We start from the raw sequence: 17,010 nt of genomic DNA on the forward strand, positions 1-17,010 counted from the left end.
ATGGATATTAAACGCACGATCCTGATCGCCGCGCTGGCAGTCGTGTCCTACGTCATGGTCCTGAAGTGGAACGATGACTACGGCCAAGCTGCCCTGCCGACTCAGAATACTGCTGCCAGCACTGTTGCTCCGGGCTTGCCCGATGGCGTGCCGGCCGGTAACAACGGTGCCAGCGCCGATGTACCGAGCGCCAACGCCGAATCGAGCCCTGCCGAACTGGCACCGGTCGCACTCAGCAAGGATCTGGTCCGCGTCAAGACCGATGTTCTGGAACTGGCTATCGACCCGGTGGGTGGTGACATCGTCCAGCTGAACCTGCCGAAGTACCCACGCCGTCAGGACCACCCGAACATTCCGTTCCAGCTGTTCGACAACGGTGGCGAGCGTGTTTACCTGGCCCAGAGCGGCCTGACCGGCGCCAATGGCCCGGACGCCCGTTCCACGGGTCGCCCGCTGTACGCGGCTGAACAGCGCAACTACCAGCTGGCCGATGGCCAGGAACAACTGGTGGTGGACCTGAAGTTCAGCGACAACGGTGTGAACTACATCAAGCGCTTCAGCTTCAAGCGCGGTGAGTACGACCTGACCGTCAGCTACCTGATCGACAACCAGAGCAGCCAGGCTTGGAGCGGCAACATGTTTGCCCAGCTCAAGCGTGACGCCAGTGGCGATCCGTCTTCGAGCACGGCCACCGGCACCGCTACCTACCTGGGCGCCGCCCTGTGGACAGCTGCCGAGCCGTACAAGAAAGTGTCGATGAAAGACATCGACAAAGGTAGTTTGAAAGAAAATGTGTCCGGCGGCTGGGTCGCCTGGCTGCAGCACTACTTCGTCACTGCCTGGATCCCGGCCAAGTCGGACAACAACGTTGTCCAGACCCGCAAGGACAGCCAAGGCAACTACATCATCGGCTACACCGGCCCAGCCATCAGCGTTCCTGCTGGCGGCAAGGTCGAAACCAGCGCCATGCTGTACGCCGGTCCGAAGATCCAGTCCAAGCTCAAAGAGTTGTCCCCAGGCCTGGAACTGACCGTCGACTACGGCTTCCTGTGGTTCATTGCCCAGCCGATCTTCTGGCTGCTGCAACATATCCACAGCCTGCTGGGTAACTGGGGCTGGTCGATCATCGTCCTGACCATGCTGATCAAAGGCCTGTTCTTCCCGCTGTCGGCTGCCAGCTACCGCTCGATGGCGCGCATGCGTGCCGTGGCGCCGAAGCTCGCTGCGCTGAAGGAACGCTTCGGTGATGATCGCCAGAAGATGTCCCAGGCGATGATGGAGCTGTACAAGAAAGAGAAGATCAACCCGCTGGGTGGCTGCCTGCCGATCCTGGTTCAGATGCCGGTATTCCTGGCCCTGTACTGGGTACTGCTGGAAAGCGTAGAAATGCGCCAGGCCCCATGGATGCTGTGGATCACTGACCTGTCGATCAAGGATCCGTTCTTCATCCTGCCGATCATCATGGGCGCCACCATGTTCATTCAGCAGCGTCTGAACCCGACGCCGCCGGATCCGATGCAGGCCAAGGTAATGAAAATGATGCCAATCATCTTCACCTTCTTCTTCCTGTGGTTCCCGGCTGGCCTGGTGCTGTACTGGGTTGTGAACAACTGCCTGTCGATTTCGCAGCAGTGGTACATCACCCGCCGTATCGAAGCAGCGACTAAAAAAGCTGCTGCTTGACGGGCTGCTAGTCTGTGAATAAAAACGCCCCCTAGTGGGGCGTTTTTGCTATCTGTCGTTTTTGTCGTAGAGGCTTTCGAGCATGAACACTGTGCGTGAGACCATCGCTGCCATCGCTACCGCCCAAGGCCGCGGTGGCGTGGGCATTGTCCGCTTGTCTGGCCCTCTGGCGGCCAAGGCAGGCCAGCTCATCACCGGCCGCACCCTAACGCCTCGCCATGCGCATTACGGGCCCTTCCGTGATGACCAGGGCCTGGTCCTGGACGAAGGCATCGCGTTGTACTTCCCGGGGCCGAACTCGTTCACCGGTGAGGATGTGCTCGAGCTGCAGGGGCATGGTGGGCCGGTGGTCCTCGACATGCTGCTGCAACGCTGTGTACAACTTGGTTGCCGCCTGGCCCGGCCCGGTGAGTTCAGCGAGCGTGCGTTTCTCAACGACAAGCTCGACCTGGCGCAAGCCGAGGCGATCGCCGACCTTATCGAGGCCAGCTCCAGCCAGGCCGCGCGCAATGCCTTGCGTTCGCTACAAGGTGAGTTCTCTAAGCGTGTGCACAGCCTTACCGAGGCGCTGATCGCCTTGCGGATCTATGTCGAAGCGGCGATCGACTTCCCTGAGGAGGAGATCGACTTCCTCGCCGATGGCCACGTGCTGTCGATGCTGGACGCGGTGCGTGGCGAGTTGTCCACAGTGCAACGCGAAGCCGGGCAGGGCGCTTTGCTGCGTGATGGCATGACCGTAGTGATTGCCGGCCGTCCGAATGCGGGTAAATCCAGCCTGCTGAATCGGCTGGCTGGCCGCGAAGCCGCCATCGTTACCGACATCGCCGGCACCACCCGCGACATCCTGCGTGAACATATCCACATCGATGGCATGCCGTTGCATGTGGTCGACACTGCAGGCCTGCGTGATACCGATGACCATGTGGAAAAGATCGGCGTCGAGCGGGCGCTCAAGGCCATTGGCGAAGCGGATCGTGTCTTGCTGGTGGTGGATTCCACAGCCCCGGAAGCCGCAGACCCATTTGCCCTCTGGCCTGAGTTCCTCGATCAGCGGCCGGACCCAGGCAAAGTCACCCTGATCCGCAACAAGGCTGACCTCAGTGGTGAGGCCGTGGGCCTGGAACAGTGTGACGACGGCCATGTGACCATCACCCTCAGCGCCAAGGACGACGACAGTGGCTTGCAGTTGCTGCGCGACCACCTCAAGGCCTGCATGGGTTATGAACAGACCGCCGAGAGCGGTTTCAGCGCCCGCCGGCGCCACCTCGATGCCCTGCGCCAGGCCAGTGATCACCTGGAGCATGGCCGCGCTCAATTGACCCTGGCGGGGGCCGGAGAGCTGCTGGCCGAGGACTTGCGACAGGCTCAGCAGGCCCTGGGAGAGATCACAGGGGCGTTCAGCTCGGATGACCTGTTGGGGCGCATCTTCTCCAGTTTCTGCATCGGTAAGTAATCCACAGGCCTTCAAAGGCACTCGCAACACCAGGCCGCTCCTCCGGGAGCGGCTTTTTTTTGGGTGTTTGCCGGTGGAGTTTTTACGCCCTTGAGATCGAGCGCCGCCCGCGCGGCGCTTCGCAGCGCAAGGCTGCTCCTACATTTTTATCGGGCCAGTCAATCCTGAGACTGAGGCGCGCGGCCCCTTGGTGCCTAGCTCAATATCGTGTGGAACAAACAAGGCGGTCGCGCGCGCTGGGACAGGCGTTACTGGCCCGAAACCGATGTAGGAGCAGCCTTGTGCTGCGAAGCGCCGCGCGGGCGGCGCTCGATTTACGCCGTCCCTCATAACCCAAGACAAGCACCTGGCTGCTTTCACCCTATCTCGCGGCAAGCAATCGCACCTCTCACCCCAACTTGCTGAACAACCTTTTCGGCCCACCGACCCGCTGGGACGGTCTGTGGATTGCCGAACGGCTACGGCAATCCGGTTTTTTCATCAAAAGGTACAAAAAAGGCCCAGCTGTACCCTGTGGAAAACCCTCCATCAGCTCTCTTGATAACCCCCTCTTTTTCTTGAGGAAAAAACCGCTTGTGCATAAGTAGCACTTTAATCCACAGGCTAAAGGACGTTATCCAGAGGCTTTATGGCACTTGGATAACAGGGTTTAATTTCTCTGTACACAGCGCCACATAAGGGATCTAGAACCTTATCCACAGAAAGGTGTGTGCATAAGAATAAACATAAAAACAAAGCTTTTTTAAATCTCTCTTCGTTGTTTTTGTTATCTGCCACTCATCCACAGCCTGATCAAATTTTGCGCAAGCGGTTCCTTTGCAAGGGGGTAAGTCCCTATACTTGTCCGCTTACCTTCTCTATTCGCAAAAACAGGCACGAGGTGCGTGGTGGATTTCCCTTCCCGTTTTGAAGTGATCGTCATCGGCGGCGGCCATGCCGGTACCGAGGCTGCGCTTGCGTCTGCACGCATGGGTGTGAAAACCCTGCTGCTGACCCATAACGTGGAAACCCTCGGTCACATGAGCTGCAACCCCGCGATTGGCGGTATTGGCAAAAGCCATCTGGTCAAAGAGATCGATGCGCTCGGCGGTGCCATGGCATTGGCCACCGACAAGAGCGGCATCCAGTTCCGCGTTTTGAACAACCGCAAAGGCCCGGCCGTACGCGCCACCCGAGCGCAAGCTGACCGCGCCATTTACAAGGCTGTGGTTCGCGAAATCCTGGAAAACCAGCCAAACCTGTGGATATTCCAGCAGTCCTGCGACGACCTGATCGTCGAACAGGACCAAGTCAAAGGCGTGGTGACCCAGATGGGCCTGCGCTTCTTCGCCGACTCCGTGGTGCTGACGACCGGGACCTTCCTCGGTGGCCTTATCCACATCGGTTTGCAAAACCATTCCGGCGGTCGCGCCGGCGATCCGCCTTCGATTGCCCTGGCGCACCGCATGCGTGAACTGCCGCTGCGCGTTGGCCGTTTGAAAACCGGTACCCCGCCGCGCATCGATGGCCGGTCGGTAGACTTCTCGGTCATGACCGAGCAACCGGGCGATACGCCGATCCCGGTCATGTCGTTCATGGGCAACGCGCAGATGCATCCGCGCCAGGTGAGCTGCTGGATTACCCACACCAACGCCCGCACCCACGAAATCATCGCGTCGAACCTCGACCGTTCGCCGATGTACTCGGGTGTGATCGAAGGTGTTGGCCCGCGCTACTGCCCATCGATCGAAGACAAGATTCACCGTTTTGCCGACAAGGAAAGCCACCAGGTATTCATCGAGCCGGAAGGCCTGAACACCCATGAGCTGTACCCCAACGGCATCTCGACGTCGCTGCCGTTCGACGTGCAGCTGGAGCTGGTGCGCTCGATTCGCGGCATGGAAAACGCCCACATCGTGCGCCCGGGCTACGCTATCGAGTACGACTACTTCGACCCGCGTGACCTGAAGTACAGCCTCGAGACCAAAGTCATCGGCGGCCTGTTCTTCGCTGGCCAGATCAACGGCACCACCGGTTACGAAGAAGCCGGTGCACAAGGCCTGTTGGCCGGTACCAACGCTGCGCTGCGTGCGCAAGGCCGCGAAAGCTGGTGCCCGCGGCGCGACGAGGCGTACATCGGCGTACTGGTCGACGACCTGATCACCCTGGGTACCCAGGAGCCGTACCGCATGTTCACCTCGCGTGCCGAGTACCGGCTGATCCTGCGCGAAGACAACGCCGACCTGCGCCTGACCGAAAAAGGCCGCGAACTGGGCCTGATCGATGACCAGCGTTGGGCCGCGTTCTGCGCCAAGCGTGATGGCATCGAGCGTGAGGAACAGCGCCTGAAGTCGACTTGGGTTCGCCCGAATACGCCGCAGGGCCAGGCAGTTGTGGATAAGTTCGGCACGCCGCTGAGTCACGAATACAGCCTGCTCAACCTGTTGGCGCGGCCGGAAATCGACTACGCCGGCCTGATCGAGGCCACCGGTGGTGATGAAATTGATCCACAGGTTGCCGAGCAGGTCGAGATCAAGACCAAGTACGCGGGCTACATCGACCGCCAGCAGGACGAAATCGCTCGGCTGCGCGCCAGCGAAGACACCCGCCTGCCTGTGGATATCGACTACACCACGATTTCTGGCCTGTCGAAGGAAATCCAGGGCAAGCTTGGCCAGACCCGTCCCGAGACGTTGGGCCAGGCTTCGCGTATTCCTGGTGTGACACCAGCGGCCATTTCGCTGCTGCTGATTCATCTGAAAAAACGCGGCGCAGGCCGCGAATTGGAGCAAAGCGCTTGAGTTCCCTGGTCACCCCGCAACACGCCGAAGAATTGTCCACAGGCGCGCGCCAGCTCGGCATCGAGCTGAGCGCGCAGCAGCACGAGATGCTGCTGGGCTACCTGGCCCTGTTGATCAAATGGAACAAGGCCTACAACCTGACTGCCGTGCGCGATCCGGACGAGATGGTTTCGCGGCATCTGCTCGATAGCCTCAGCGTCATGTCGTTTATCCACAGCGAGCGCGATAACTGGCTGGATGTCGGCAGTGGGGGTGGCATGCCAGGCATACCCTTGGCTATCCTGCACCCGCACAAGCAAGTGACGGTTCTGGACAGCAATGGCAAGAAGACCCGCTTCCTGACCCAAGTCAAAATGGAACTCAAGCTGGACAACCTGCAGGTTATCCACAGCCGGGTCGAGGAGTTCAAACCGGCGCAACCGTTCAGCGGAATCATCTCTCGTGCCTTCAGCAGCATGGAGAACTTCACCAACTGGACCCGCCATCTGGGCGACACCGGGACGCAATGGCTTGCAATGAAGGGGCTGCATCCTGCCGATGAACTGGTAGCATTGCCCGCAGACTTCACAGTGGAAAGCGAGCAGGCCCTGACCGTTCCGGGTTGCCAGGGCCAGCGCCATCTGCTGATACTGCGCCGCAAGGCATGACTGGGAACACGCGCATCAATGGCTAAGGTATTCGCAATCGCGAACCAGAAAGGTGGTGTGGGCAAGACCACCACCTGTATCAATCTCGCCGCTTCGCTGGCCGCGACCAAACGTCGTGTGCTGCTGATCGACCTCGATCCGCAAGGCAACGCCACCATGGGCAGCGGTGTCGACAAGCACGAGCTCGAGCACTCGGTATACGACCTGCTGATCGGGGAATGCGACCTGGCTCAGGCCATGCATTACTCCGAGCACGGTGGTTTCCAGCTGTTGCCGGCCAACCGTGACCTGACCGCCGCCGAAGTGGTGCTGCTGGAAATGCAGGTCAAGGAAAGCCGCCTGCGCAACGCCCTGGCGCCGATCCGCGAGAACTACGACTTCATTCTCATCGACTGTCCGCCGTCGTTGTCGATGCTGACGCTGAACGCGTTGGTGGCCTCCGATGGCGTCATTATCCCCATGCAGTGCGAGTACTACGCACTGGAAGGTCTCAGTGACCTTGTGGATAACATCAAGCGCATCGCCGCCCGGTTGAACCCGGAGCTGAAGATCGAAGGCCTGTTGCGGACCATGTTCGACCCGCGCCTGAGCCTGAACAACGATGTTTCGGCCCAGCTCAAGGAACACTTCGGCGAGCAGCTGTACGACACGGTCATCCCGCGCAACATTCGCCTGGCCGAGGCCCCAAGCTTTGGCATGCCGGCCCTGGCCTACGACAAGCAATCGCGTGGCGCGCTGGCTTATCTGGCCCTGGCTGGGGAACTGGTACGCCGTCAGCGCCGTCCATCCCGCACTGCACAAACAACTTAAGGAATCCGTATGGCCGTTAAGAAACGGGGTCTCGGACGTGGGTTGGATGCACTGCTCAGTGGTCCTTCCGTCAGCGCGCTCGAAGAGCAGGCTGTCAAGATCGACCAGAAAGAACTGCAACACCTGCCGGTCGAGCTGATTCAACGTGGCAAGTACCAGCCGCGTCGCGACATGGACCCGGTGGCGCTGGAAGAACTCGCGCACTCGATTCGCACCCATGGCGTGATGCAGCCGATCGTGGTTCGCCCGATTGCCGACAACCGCTACGAGATCATCGCCGGTGAGCGCCGTTGGCGCGCCACCCAGCAGGCTGGCCTGGACACCGTGCCGGCCATGGTCCGCGAAGTGCCGGACGAAACGGCCATCGCCATGGCGCTGATCGAAAACATCCAGCGCGAAGACCTCAACCCCCTGGAAGAGGCCCTCGCGCTGCAGCGCCTGCAGCAGGAGTTCGAACTGACCCAGCAGCAGGTAGCGGATGCCGTGGGCAAGTCGCGGGTTACCGTGGCCAACCTGCTGCGCCTGATCACCCTGCCTGAAGCGATCAAGACCATGCTCGCCCATGGTGACCTGGAGATGGGTCATGCGCGCGCTTTGCTCGGTCTTGAAGAGCATCGTCAGGAAGAGGGGGCGCGTCATGTTGTCGCACGTGGCCTCACCGTGCGCCAAACTGAGGCACTGGTGCGTCAGTGGCTCAGCGACAAGCCTGATCCGGTCGAACCGAGCAAACCTGATCCGGATATCGCACGCCTTGAACAGCGGCTCGCAGAGCGCCTGGGCTCTGCCGTACAGATCCGTCATGGCAACAAGGGCAAGGGCCAGTTGGTTATTCGCTATAACTCGCTTGACGAGTTGCAAGGCGTCCTTGCTCACATCCGCTGAAACAATTCCTGTTGTAGCGCGCAGTCGGAAATCACTACGAAGAGTTGAATAGGGGTTAATCCACCCCTATACTCTGCGCGCATTTTGTCGGCACAAATTATGCCAAGTCATAGCTGACTTGTTGGTCGACTTCCGAGGAGCAGTTGTGATGGAAATACGCACGCCAAACCGCTTGCCTTTCCATCGCTGGGCGGTTTTTCCGGTACTGCTGACTCAATGTGTTGTACTGCTGTTGGCAACGTTGGTGTTGTGGCAGTGGAAAGGGGCGGTCAGTGGATATTCAGGTCTCTGCGGAGGTTTGATTGCCTGGCTACCCAATGTGTATTTCGCCTGGAAGGCATTTCGCTTCAGCGGAGCCCGGGCAGCGCAGGCCATCGTCAAGTCGTTCTACGCTGGCGAGGCAGGCAAAATGATTTTGACGGCAGTGCTGTTTGCACTGACCTTCGCAGGAGTGAAGCCATTGGCGCCGTTAGCAGTATTCGGCGTCTTCCTGCTGACCCTAATGGTCAGCTGGTTCGCGCCACTGCTAATGAATAAAAGACTTTCGAGACCTTAGGGCGTTTGAGGCAACCATGGCAGCAGAAACCGCTTCGGGCTATATCCAGCACCACTTGCAGAACCTGACCTACGGTCAACTACCAGACGGCAGCTGGGGCTTCGCCCATTCGGCTGCAGAAGCCAAGGCAATGGGCTTCTGGGCGTTCCACCTGGACACCCTGGGCTGGTCCGTTGCGCTGGGTCTGATCTTCCTGTTCATCTTCCGCATGGCGGCGAAGAAGGCGACCTCCGGCCAACCTGGCGGTCTGCAGAACTTCGTCGAAGTGATGGTCGACTTCGTCAACGGCAGCGTGAAGGACTCCTTCCACGGCCGTAGCCCGGTGATCGCACCGCTGGCGCTGACCATCTTCGTCTGGGTATTCCTGATGAACGCCGTCGACCTGGTACCGGTCGACTGGATTCCTCAGCTGGCCATCCTGATCTCCGGTGATCCGCACATTCCGTTCCGCGCTGTGTCGACCACCGACCCGAACGCGACCCTGGCCATGGCCTTCAGCGTATTCGCCCTGATCATCTTCTACAGCATCAAGGTCAAGGGCCTGGGCGGCTTCATCGGTGAGCTGACCCTGCACCCGTTCGGCAGCAAGAACATCTTTGTTCAGATCCTGCTGATCCCGGTGAACTTCCTGCTCGAATTCGTCACCCTGATCGCCAAGCCGATCTCGCTGGCCCTGCGTCTGTTCGGCAACATGTACGCCGGTGAGCTGGTGTTCATCCTGATCGCCGTCATGTTCGGCTCCGGCCTGCTCTGGCTGAGCGGCCTGGGTGTGGTGCTGCAATGGGCGTGGGCTGTGTTCCACATCCTGATCATCACCCTGCAAGCTTTCATCTTCATGATGCTGACCATCGTCTACCTGTCGATGGCGCACGAAGATAACCATTAAGACCGCCTGGCGTGTCTGATAGCCTTCCTCGCCGGTACGGGGGGAGGGCTTAAAAAGTCCGCAAGGGCAGCTGTACTCACGATTTGTTTTACCGCTTCAAACTAAAAACCTAACCAATACGACGTAAAAGTCGGGAGGAAAGATGGAAACTGTAGTTGGTCTGACCGCTATCGCTGTTGCTCTGCTGATCGGCCTGGGTGCTCTGGGTACCGCCATTGGTTTCGGCCTGCTGGGCGGCAAATTCCTGGAAGGCGCTGCTCGTCAACCAGAAATGGTTCCGATGCTGCAGGTTAAAATGTTCATCGTTGCCGGTCTGCTCGACGCCGTAACCATGATCGGTGTTGGTATCGCTCTGTTCTTCACCTTCGCGAATCCGTTCGTTGGTCAGATCGCCGGCTAATCACTCGTCACCACGAGTTGATTTGCTGTATGAATTAAGACCGAGCGAGGTGTTGGCGTGAACATTAATGCAACCCTGATTGGCCAATCCGTTGCTTTCCTGATTTTTGTACTCTTCTGCATGAAGTACGTATGGCCTCCGGTCATCACTGCTCTGCAAGAGCGCCAAAAGAAGATTGCCGATGGCTTGGACGCTGCCAACCGCGCAGCTCGCGACCTGGAGCTGGCCCAAGAGAAAGCGGGTCAGCAACTGCGTGAAGCTAAAGCACAGGCAGCCGAAATCATTGAGCAAAGCAAGAAACGCGCTGCTCAGCTTGTCGAGGAAGCCCGTGAACAGGCCCGCGTCGAAGCTGACCGTGTGAAGGCTCAGGCTCTGGCCGAGATCGAACAGGAACTGAACAGCGCTAAAGACGCCCTGCGTGCCCAAGTGGGTGCTCTGGCCGTTGGCGGTGCTGAAAAGATCCTTGGCGCCACAATCGATCAAAACGCGCATGCGGAGCTGGTTAACAAACTGGCCGCTGAAATTTAAGCGAGGGCGATCATGGCAGAACTGACCACGTTGGCCCGACCTTACGCTAAGGCTGCCTTTGAGCATGCCCAGGCCCATCAGCAACTGGCCAATTGGTCAGCCATGCTCGGCCTGGCTGCTGCGGTGTCGCAAGACGACACCATGCAGCGCCTGCTCAAGGCCCCGCGACTGACGAGCGCAGAAAAGGCCGCCACGTTCATTGACGTGTGCGGTGACAAGTTCAATGCACAGGCACAGAATTTCATTCATGTTGCCGCGGAAAACGACCGTCTCCTGCTTCTGCCGGAGATTGCCGCTCTGTTCGACCTGTACAAGGCCGAGCAAGAGAAATCCGTGGACGTGGAAGTCACCAGTGCCTTCGCGTTGAACCAAGAACAGCAAGACAAACTCGCCAAGGTTCTCAGTGCACGGTTAGGCCAGGAAGTGCGCCTGCACGCGTCGGAGGATGCCAGCCTGATTGGCGGCGTCGTCATCCGCGCTGGTGACCTGGTAATCGATGGCTCTGTTCGCGGCAAAATCGCGAAACTGGCCGAAGCATTGAAATCTTGAGTTTGAAGGGGCAGCAGAGCAATGCAGCAACTCAATCCTTCCGAAATTAGTGAAATCATCAAGGGCCGCATCGACAACCTCGATGTGAGCTCCCAAGCCCGTAACGAAGGTACCGTCGTTTCGGTTTCCGACGGTATCGTGCGGATCCACGGTCTGGCCGACGTCATGTACGGCGAAATGATCGAGTTCCCTGGCGGCGTCTACGGCATGGCACTGAACCTGGAGCAAGACTCCGTAGGTGCAGTGATCCTGGGTGCATACGACACCCTCGCCGAAGGCATGAGCGCCAAGTGCACCGGCCGCATCCTGGAAGTTCCGGTTGGTAAGGAACTGCTGGGTCGCGTCGTCGACGCACTGGGCAACCCGATCGACGGCAAAGGCCCGCTGGGCAACACCGAGACCGACGCGGTCGAGAAAGTTGCTCCAGGCGTGATCTGGCGTAAGTCGGTAGACCAGCCTGTACAGACTGGCTACAAGTCCGTTGACGCCATGATCCCTGTCGGCCGTGGCCAGCGTGAGCTGATCATCGGTGACCGTCAGATCGGCAAGACCGCCATGGCCATCGACGCCATCATCAACCAGAAAGACTCCGGTATTTTCTGTGTGTATGTTGCTGTCGGCCAGAAGCGTTCCACCGTTGCCAACATCGTTCGCAAGCTGGAAGAAAACGACGCACTGAAGAACACCATCGTGGTGGTTGCCAGTGCTTCGGAATCCGCCGCACTGCAATTCCTGGCGCCATACGCCGGTTGCACCATGGGCGAGTTCTTCCGTGACCGCGGTGAAGACGCACTGATCGTTTACGATGACCTGTCCAAGCAGGCCGTTGCCTACCGTCAGATCTCCCTGCTGCTGCGCCGTCCACCAGGACGTGAAGCGTACCCAGGCGACGTGTTCTATCTCCACTCCCGTCTGCTGGAGCGTGCATCGCGCGTTTCGGAAGAGTACGTCGAGAAGTTCACCAACGGTGCTGTGACTGGCAAAACCGGTTCCCTGACCGCGCTGCCGATCATCGAAACCCAGGCTGGCGACGTTTCCGCGTTCGTTCCGACCAACGTGATCTCGATCACCGACGGTCAGATCTTCCTGGAATCGGCCATGTTCAACTCGGGCATCCGCCCTGCAGTGAACGCCGGTGTTTCGGTATCCCGCGTAGGTGGTGCCGCTCAGACCAAGATCATCAAGAAGCTGTCCGGTGGTATTCGTACCGCTCTGGCTCAGTACCGTGAACTGGCTGCATTCGCCCAGTTCGCTTCCGATCTGGACGAAGCGACCCGCAAGCAGCTGGAGCATGGTCAGCGCGTTACCGAGCTGATGAAGCAGAAGCAGTACGCGCCAATGTCCATCGCGGACATGGCCCTGTCGCTGTACGCCGCTGAGCGTGGTTTCCTGACTGACGTAGAAGTCTCCAAGATCGGTAGCTTCGAGCAAGCACTGATCGCCTTCTTCAACCGTGATCACGCTGAACTGATGGCGAAGATCAACGTGAAGGGTGACTTCAACGACGAAATCGACGCTGGCCTGAAAGCCGGTATCGAGAAGTTCAAGGCCACCCAGACCTGGTAAGCCGCAGCGGGGGCCCAGGCCCCCGCTTGCTAACCTGATAGGTGATACATGGCAGGCGCAAAAGAGATTCGCAGTAAGATTGCGAGCATCAAAAGCACGCAAAAAATTACCAGCGCCATGGAGAAAGTGGCGGTCAGCAAAATGCGCAAGGCACAAATGCGCATGGCTGCTAGCCGTCCTTACGCGGAGCGTATCCGCCAGGTGATCGGTCATCTGGCCAACGCCAACCCGGAATACCGCCACCCTTTCATGATCGAGCGCCCTGTTAAGCGCACCGGTTATATCGTGGTGAGCAGTGACCGTGGTCTGTGCGGTGGCTTGAACACCAACCTGTTCAAGGCCCTGGTCAAGGACATGAACGCAAACCGCGAACAGGGCGTGGAAATCGACCTGTGCGTGATCGGCAGCAAGGGTGCGACTTTCTTCCGCATCTTTGGCGGCAACGTCGTAGCCGCGATCAGCCACCTGGGCGAAGAGCCATCGATCAACGATCTGATCGGCTCCGTCAAAGTGATGCTGGACGCCTACCTGGACGGCCGTATCGATCGCCTCTCCGTGGTTTCGAACAAGTTCATCAATACCATGACCCAGAAGCCAACGGTCGAGCAATTGGTACCGTTGGTGGCAACCCCGGATCAGGATCTCAAGCATCACTGGGATTACCTGTACGAACCCGACGCAAAAGAGCTGCTGGACGGCTTGATGGTGCGTTATGTGGAGTCGCAGGTATACCAGGCGGTGGTCGAGAACAACGCTGCTGAACAAGCGGCCCGGATGATCGCCATGAAGAACGCCACAGACAACGCCGGTGATTTGATCAAAGAGCTTCAGTTGATCTACAACAAGGCGCGTCAGGCTGCGATCACCCAGGAGATCTCGGAAATCGTCGGCGGCGCTGCCGCGGTTTAACGGTTCACATATTCAGAGGATCCAGCTATGAGTAGCGGACGTATCGTTCAAATCATCGGCGCCGTCATCGACGTGGAATTCCCACGTGACGTCGTGCCGAGTGTATACAACGCGCTGAAAGTACAAGGCGCGGAAACCACCCTCGAAGTTCAGCAGCAGCTGGGCGACGGCGTGGTTCGTACTATTGCGATGGGCTCGACCGAAGGCTTGAAGCGCGGTCTGGATGTCGTCGACACCGGCGCTGCCATTTCCGTTCCTGTTGGTAAGGCCACCCTGGGCCGTATCATGGACGTACTGGGCAACCCGATCGACGAAGCCGGCCCGATCGGTGAAGAAGAGCGTCGCGGTATCCACCAGCCAGCGCCTTCGTTCGCTGACCAGGCAGGCGGCAACGACCTGCTGGAAACCGGCATCAAGGTTATCGACCTGGTTTGCCCGTTCGCCAAGGGTGGTAAAGTTGGTCTGTTCGGTGGTGCCGGTGTCGGCAAGACCGTAAACATGATGGAACTGATCCGTAACATCGCCATGGAACACAGCGGTTACTCCGTGTTCGCTGGTGTGGGTGAGCGTACTCGTGAGGGTAACGACTTCTACCACGAGATGAAGGACTCCAACGTTCTCGACAAAGTAGCGCTGGTCTACGGTCAGATGAACGAGCCACCAGGAAACCGTCTGCGCGTAGCGCTGACCGGCCTGACCATGGCTGAGAAGTTCCGTGACGAAGGTAACGACGTTCTGCTGTTCGTCGACAACATCTATCGTTACACCCTGGCCGGTACTGAAGTATCCGCACTGCTGGGCCGTATGCCTTCGGCAGTAGGTTACCAGCCGACCCTGGCTGAAGAGATGGGCGTTCTGCAAGAGCGCATCACCTCCACCAAGGAAGGTTCGATCACCTCCGTTCAGGCCGTATACGTACCTGCGGACGACTTGACCGACCCGTCGCCAGCGACCACCTTCGCCCACTTGGACGCCACCGTCGTTCTGTCCCGTGACATCGCCTCCCTGGGTATCTACCCAGCGGTCGACCCACTGGACTCGACTTCGCGTCAGCTGGACCCGAACGTGATCGGCAACGAGCACTACGACACCGCGCGTGGCGTTCAGTATGTTCTGCAGCGCTACAAAGAGCTGAAAGACATCATCGCCATCCTGGGTATGGACGAACTGTCCGAGACCGACAAGCAACTGGTAGCCCGCGCTCGTAAGATCCAGCGCTTCCTGTCGCAGCCGTTCTTCGTGGCCGAAGTCTTCACCGGTTCGCCAGGCAAGTACGTTTCCCTGAAAGACACCATCGCTGGCTTCAGCGGCATCCTCAAAGGTGACTACGACCACCTGCCAGAACAAGCGTTCTACATGGTCGGCAGCATCGACGAAGCGATCGAGAAAGCCAAGAAACTGTAATTCCTGCGCCCCGCAAGGGGCGCTATCAGGTTGAGGCAAGCAGATGGCTATGACAGTCCATTGCGATATCGTCAGCGCGGAAGGAGAGATTTTCTCCGGTCTGGTCGAGATGGTGGTTGCGCACGGTAACCTGGGTGATCTTGGTATCGCTCCGGGCCACGCGCCGCTGATCACCAATCTGAAGCCAGGTCCGATCACGCTGACCAAGCAGGGTGGCGCCCAAGAGGTGTTTTACATCTCTGGTGGTTTCCTCGAGGTTCAGCCGAACATGGTCAAGGTGCTTGCCGATACCGTGCAACGTGCTGCAGACCTGGATGAAGCTCAGGCTCAGGAAGCCCTCAAGGCTGCCGAGAACGCCCTGAATCTGAAAGGCGCGGACTTCGACTACGGCGCCGCCGCCGCACGTCTGGCCGAGGCCGCAGCTCAGCTGCGTACCGTCCAGCAAATGCGCAAAGGCAAGTAATCGGCCCTGGGCTGATCACTTCTGTTGCGATTGAGTAAAAGGGTAGCCTCGGCTACCCTTTTTCTTTTTCCGAATTTCTCCCCCCGGTCATTTCACTGACCGCCCAGGATTGGTAGCCAGTAATGTCACTCGATATCGTTATTCTCGCCGCCGGCCAAGGTACCCGCATGCGCTCGGCGCTGCCCAAGGTGCTGCACCCGGTTGCCGGCAACTCCATGCTTGGCCATGTTATACACAGCGCGCGTCAACTCCAGCCGCAAGGTATCCACGTGGTCATTGGCCATGGTGCCGAGCAGGTGCGTGAGCGCCTGGCAGCTGACGATCTGAACTTTGTCATGCAAGACAAGCAGCTGGGTACAGGCCATGCCCTGGCCCAGGCGCTGCCAGCATTGACCGCTGACACCGTACTGGTGCTGTACGGTGATGTGCCGTTGATCGAAGTGGAGACCTTGCAGCGCCTGTTGGCCAAGGCCAATGATCAACAGCTGGGCTTGCTCACGGTCACCCTCGAAGACCCGACCGGCTATGGCCGCATCGTGCGTGACGAGCAAGGTAAGGTGACGGCCATCGTTGAGCACAAGGATGCCAGCGACGCGCAGAAAGCGATCAAGGAAGGCAACACCGGCATTCTGGCCCTGCCTGCGGCGCGCCTGGCGGACTGGATGAGCCGCTTGTCGAATAACAATGCCCAAGGCGAGTACTACCTGACCGACGTCATCGCCATGGCGGTGTCCGATGGCCTGGTGGTTGCCACCGAGCAACCCGAAGACCCGATGGAAGTGCAGGGCGCCAACGATCGTCGCCAGCTGTCCGAGCTCGAGCGCCACTATCAGCTGCGCGCAGGCCGCCGCCTGATGGCCCAGGGCGTCACCCTGCGTGACCCGGCGCGGTTCGATGTACGGGGTGAAGTGACCGTTGGTCGCGATGTGCTGATCGACATCAACGTGATCCTCGAAGGCCAGGTGGTCATCGAAGATGGCGTAGAGATCGGCCCCAACTGCGTGATCAAGAACAGCACCCTGCGCAAGGGTGTGGTGGTCAAGGCAAACAGCCACATCGAAGGTGCGGTGATGGGTGAGGGCAGCGATGCCGGCCCGTTCGCTCGCCTGCGCCCAGGCAGTGTGCTGGATGCCAAGGCCCATGTGGGTAACTTCGTCGAGCTGAAAAACGCTCACTTGGGCGAAGGCGCCAAGGCAGGCCACCTGAGCTACCTGGGCGACGCCGAAATCGGCGCGCGCACCAACATCGGCGCTGGCACCATCACCTGCAACTATGATGGCGCCAACAAGTTCAAGACCGTGATGGGTGAGGACGTGTTCATCGGTTCGAACAACTCACTGGTGGCGCCTGTGGAAATCAAGGCCGGCGCGACCACGGCAGCCGGTTCGACTATCACGCAGACCGTCGAAGCCGCCGACCTGGCTGTGGGCCGCGCGCGCCAGCGAAACATCTCGGGCTGGAAGCGGCCGGAGAAGATCAAGAAGAGCTGAGTTA

Annotated in this window: 16 protein-coding genes; all 16 read left to right on the forward strand. The window is 59.2% G+C overall.

Features of this window, described 5'->3' with window-relative positions; translation table 11 throughout:
* Positions 1-1,683: a membrane protein insertase YidC gene (gene yidC / locus GIB19_RS06655; protein ID WP_027592071.1), complete on the forward strand. Its 1,683-nt coding sequence runs from the start codon at positions 1-3 to the stop codon at positions 1,681-1,683.
* Positions 1,684-1,765: 82 nt separating this feature from the next.
* Positions 1,766-3,136, forward strand: a complete 1,371-nt coding sequence (gene mnmE / locus GIB19_RS06660) for a tRNA uridine-5-carboxymethylaminomethyl(34) synthesis GTPase MnmE (protein WP_027592072.1) — start codon at positions 1,766-1,768, stop codon at positions 3,134-3,136.
* An 887-nt stretch (positions 3,137-4,023) separates the two neighbouring features.
* The gene (mnmG, locus tag GIB19_RS06665; protein WP_085272138.1) at positions 4,024-5,916 is read left to right on the forward strand and encodes a tRNA uridine-5-carboxymethylaminomethyl(34) synthesis enzyme MnmG; all 1,893 of its coding nucleotides are present in this window, start codon (positions 4,024-4,026) and stop codon (positions 5,914-5,916) included.
* On the forward strand, positions 5,913-6,563 hold the full coding sequence (rsmG, locus tag GIB19_RS06670; protein ID WP_099430842.1) for a 16S rRNA (guanine(527)-N(7))-methyltransferase RsmG: 651 nt from the start codon (positions 5,913-5,915) through the stop codon (positions 6,561-6,563). Before mnmG ends, rsmG begins: the two co-directional genes overlap by 4 nt.
* Before the next feature lie 18 nt (positions 6,564-6,581).
* Positions 6,582-7,373: a ParA family protein gene (locus GIB19_RS06675; RefSeq protein ID WP_027592075.1), complete on the forward strand. Its 792-nt coding sequence runs from the start codon at positions 6,582-6,584 to the stop codon at positions 7,371-7,373.
* A gap of 9 nt (positions 7,374-7,382) precedes the next feature.
* On the forward strand, positions 7,383-8,255 hold the full coding sequence (locus GIB19_RS06680) for a ParB/RepB/Spo0J family partition protein (RefSeq protein WP_027592076.1): 873 nt from the start codon (positions 7,383-7,385) through the stop codon (positions 8,253-8,255).
* A 148-nt stretch (positions 8,256-8,403) separates the two neighbouring features.
* Entirely contained in the window at positions 8,404-8,811 is a 408-nt protein-coding gene (locus GIB19_RS06685; RefSeq protein WP_027592077.1) for a F0F1 ATP synthase subunit I, read from the forward strand.
* A gap of 16 nt (positions 8,812-8,827) precedes the next feature.
* Entirely contained in the window at positions 8,828-9,697 is an 870-nt protein-coding gene (atpB, locus tag GIB19_RS06690) for a F0F1 ATP synthase subunit A (protein WP_016489912.1), read from the forward strand.
* A gap of 142 nt (positions 9,698-9,839) precedes the next feature.
* On the forward strand, positions 9,840-10,097 hold the full coding sequence (gene atpE, locus GIB19_RS06695) for a F0F1 ATP synthase subunit C (RefSeq protein ID WP_003097235.1): 258 nt from the start codon (positions 9,840-9,842) through the stop codon (positions 10,095-10,097).
* A 57-nt stretch (positions 10,098-10,154) separates the two neighbouring features.
* Entirely contained in the window at positions 10,155-10,625 is a 471-nt protein-coding gene (locus tag GIB19_RS06700) for a F0F1 ATP synthase subunit B (RefSeq protein WP_003253189.1), read from the forward strand.
* Between the two features lie 12 nt (positions 10,626-10,637).
* Positions 10,638-11,174: a F0F1 ATP synthase subunit delta gene (locus GIB19_RS06705; RefSeq protein ID WP_003253191.1), complete on the forward strand. Its 537-nt coding sequence runs from the start codon at positions 10,638-10,640 to the stop codon at positions 11,172-11,174.
* Positions 11,175-11,195: 21 nt separating this feature from the next.
* A complete protein-coding gene (gene atpA / locus GIB19_RS06710; RefSeq protein WP_099430841.1) occupies positions 11,196-12,740 on the forward strand; it encodes a F0F1 ATP synthase subunit alpha in 1,545 nt (514 codons plus the stop codon).
* A gap of 48 nt (positions 12,741-12,788) precedes the next feature.
* Positions 12,789-13,649: a F0F1 ATP synthase subunit gamma gene (gene atpG, locus GIB19_RS06715; protein ID WP_016489911.1), complete on the forward strand. Its 861-nt coding sequence runs from the start codon at positions 12,789-12,791 to the stop codon at positions 13,647-13,649.
* Between the two features lie 27 nt (positions 13,650-13,676).
* Entirely contained in the window at positions 13,677-15,053 is a 1,377-nt protein-coding gene (gene atpD, locus GIB19_RS06720) for a F0F1 ATP synthase subunit beta (RefSeq protein ID WP_016489910.1), read from the forward strand.
* A gap of 43 nt (positions 15,054-15,096) precedes the next feature.
* The gene (locus tag GIB19_RS06725) at positions 15,097-15,516 is read left to right on the forward strand and encodes a F0F1 ATP synthase subunit epsilon (RefSeq protein WP_016489909.1); all 420 of its coding nucleotides are present in this window, start codon (positions 15,097-15,099) and stop codon (positions 15,514-15,516) included.
* A 122-nt stretch (positions 15,517-15,638) separates the two neighbouring features.
* Positions 15,639-17,006 (forward strand): bifunctional UDP-N-acetylglucosamine diphosphorylase/glucosamine-1-phosphate N-acetyltransferase GlmU, encoded by a 1,368-nt coding sequence (glmU, locus tag GIB19_RS06730; RefSeq protein WP_099430840.1) that lies wholly within the window; start codon positions 15,639-15,641, stop codon positions 17,004-17,006.
* Positions 17,007-17,010: the final 4 nt, after the last annotated feature.

This window comes from Pseudomonas sp. ITEM 17296 (genome assembly GCF_028895205.1).
Taxonomy (GTDB): Bacteria; Pseudomonadota; Gammaproteobacteria; order Pseudomonadales; family Pseudomonadaceae; genus Aquipseudomonas; species Aquipseudomonas kermanshahensis.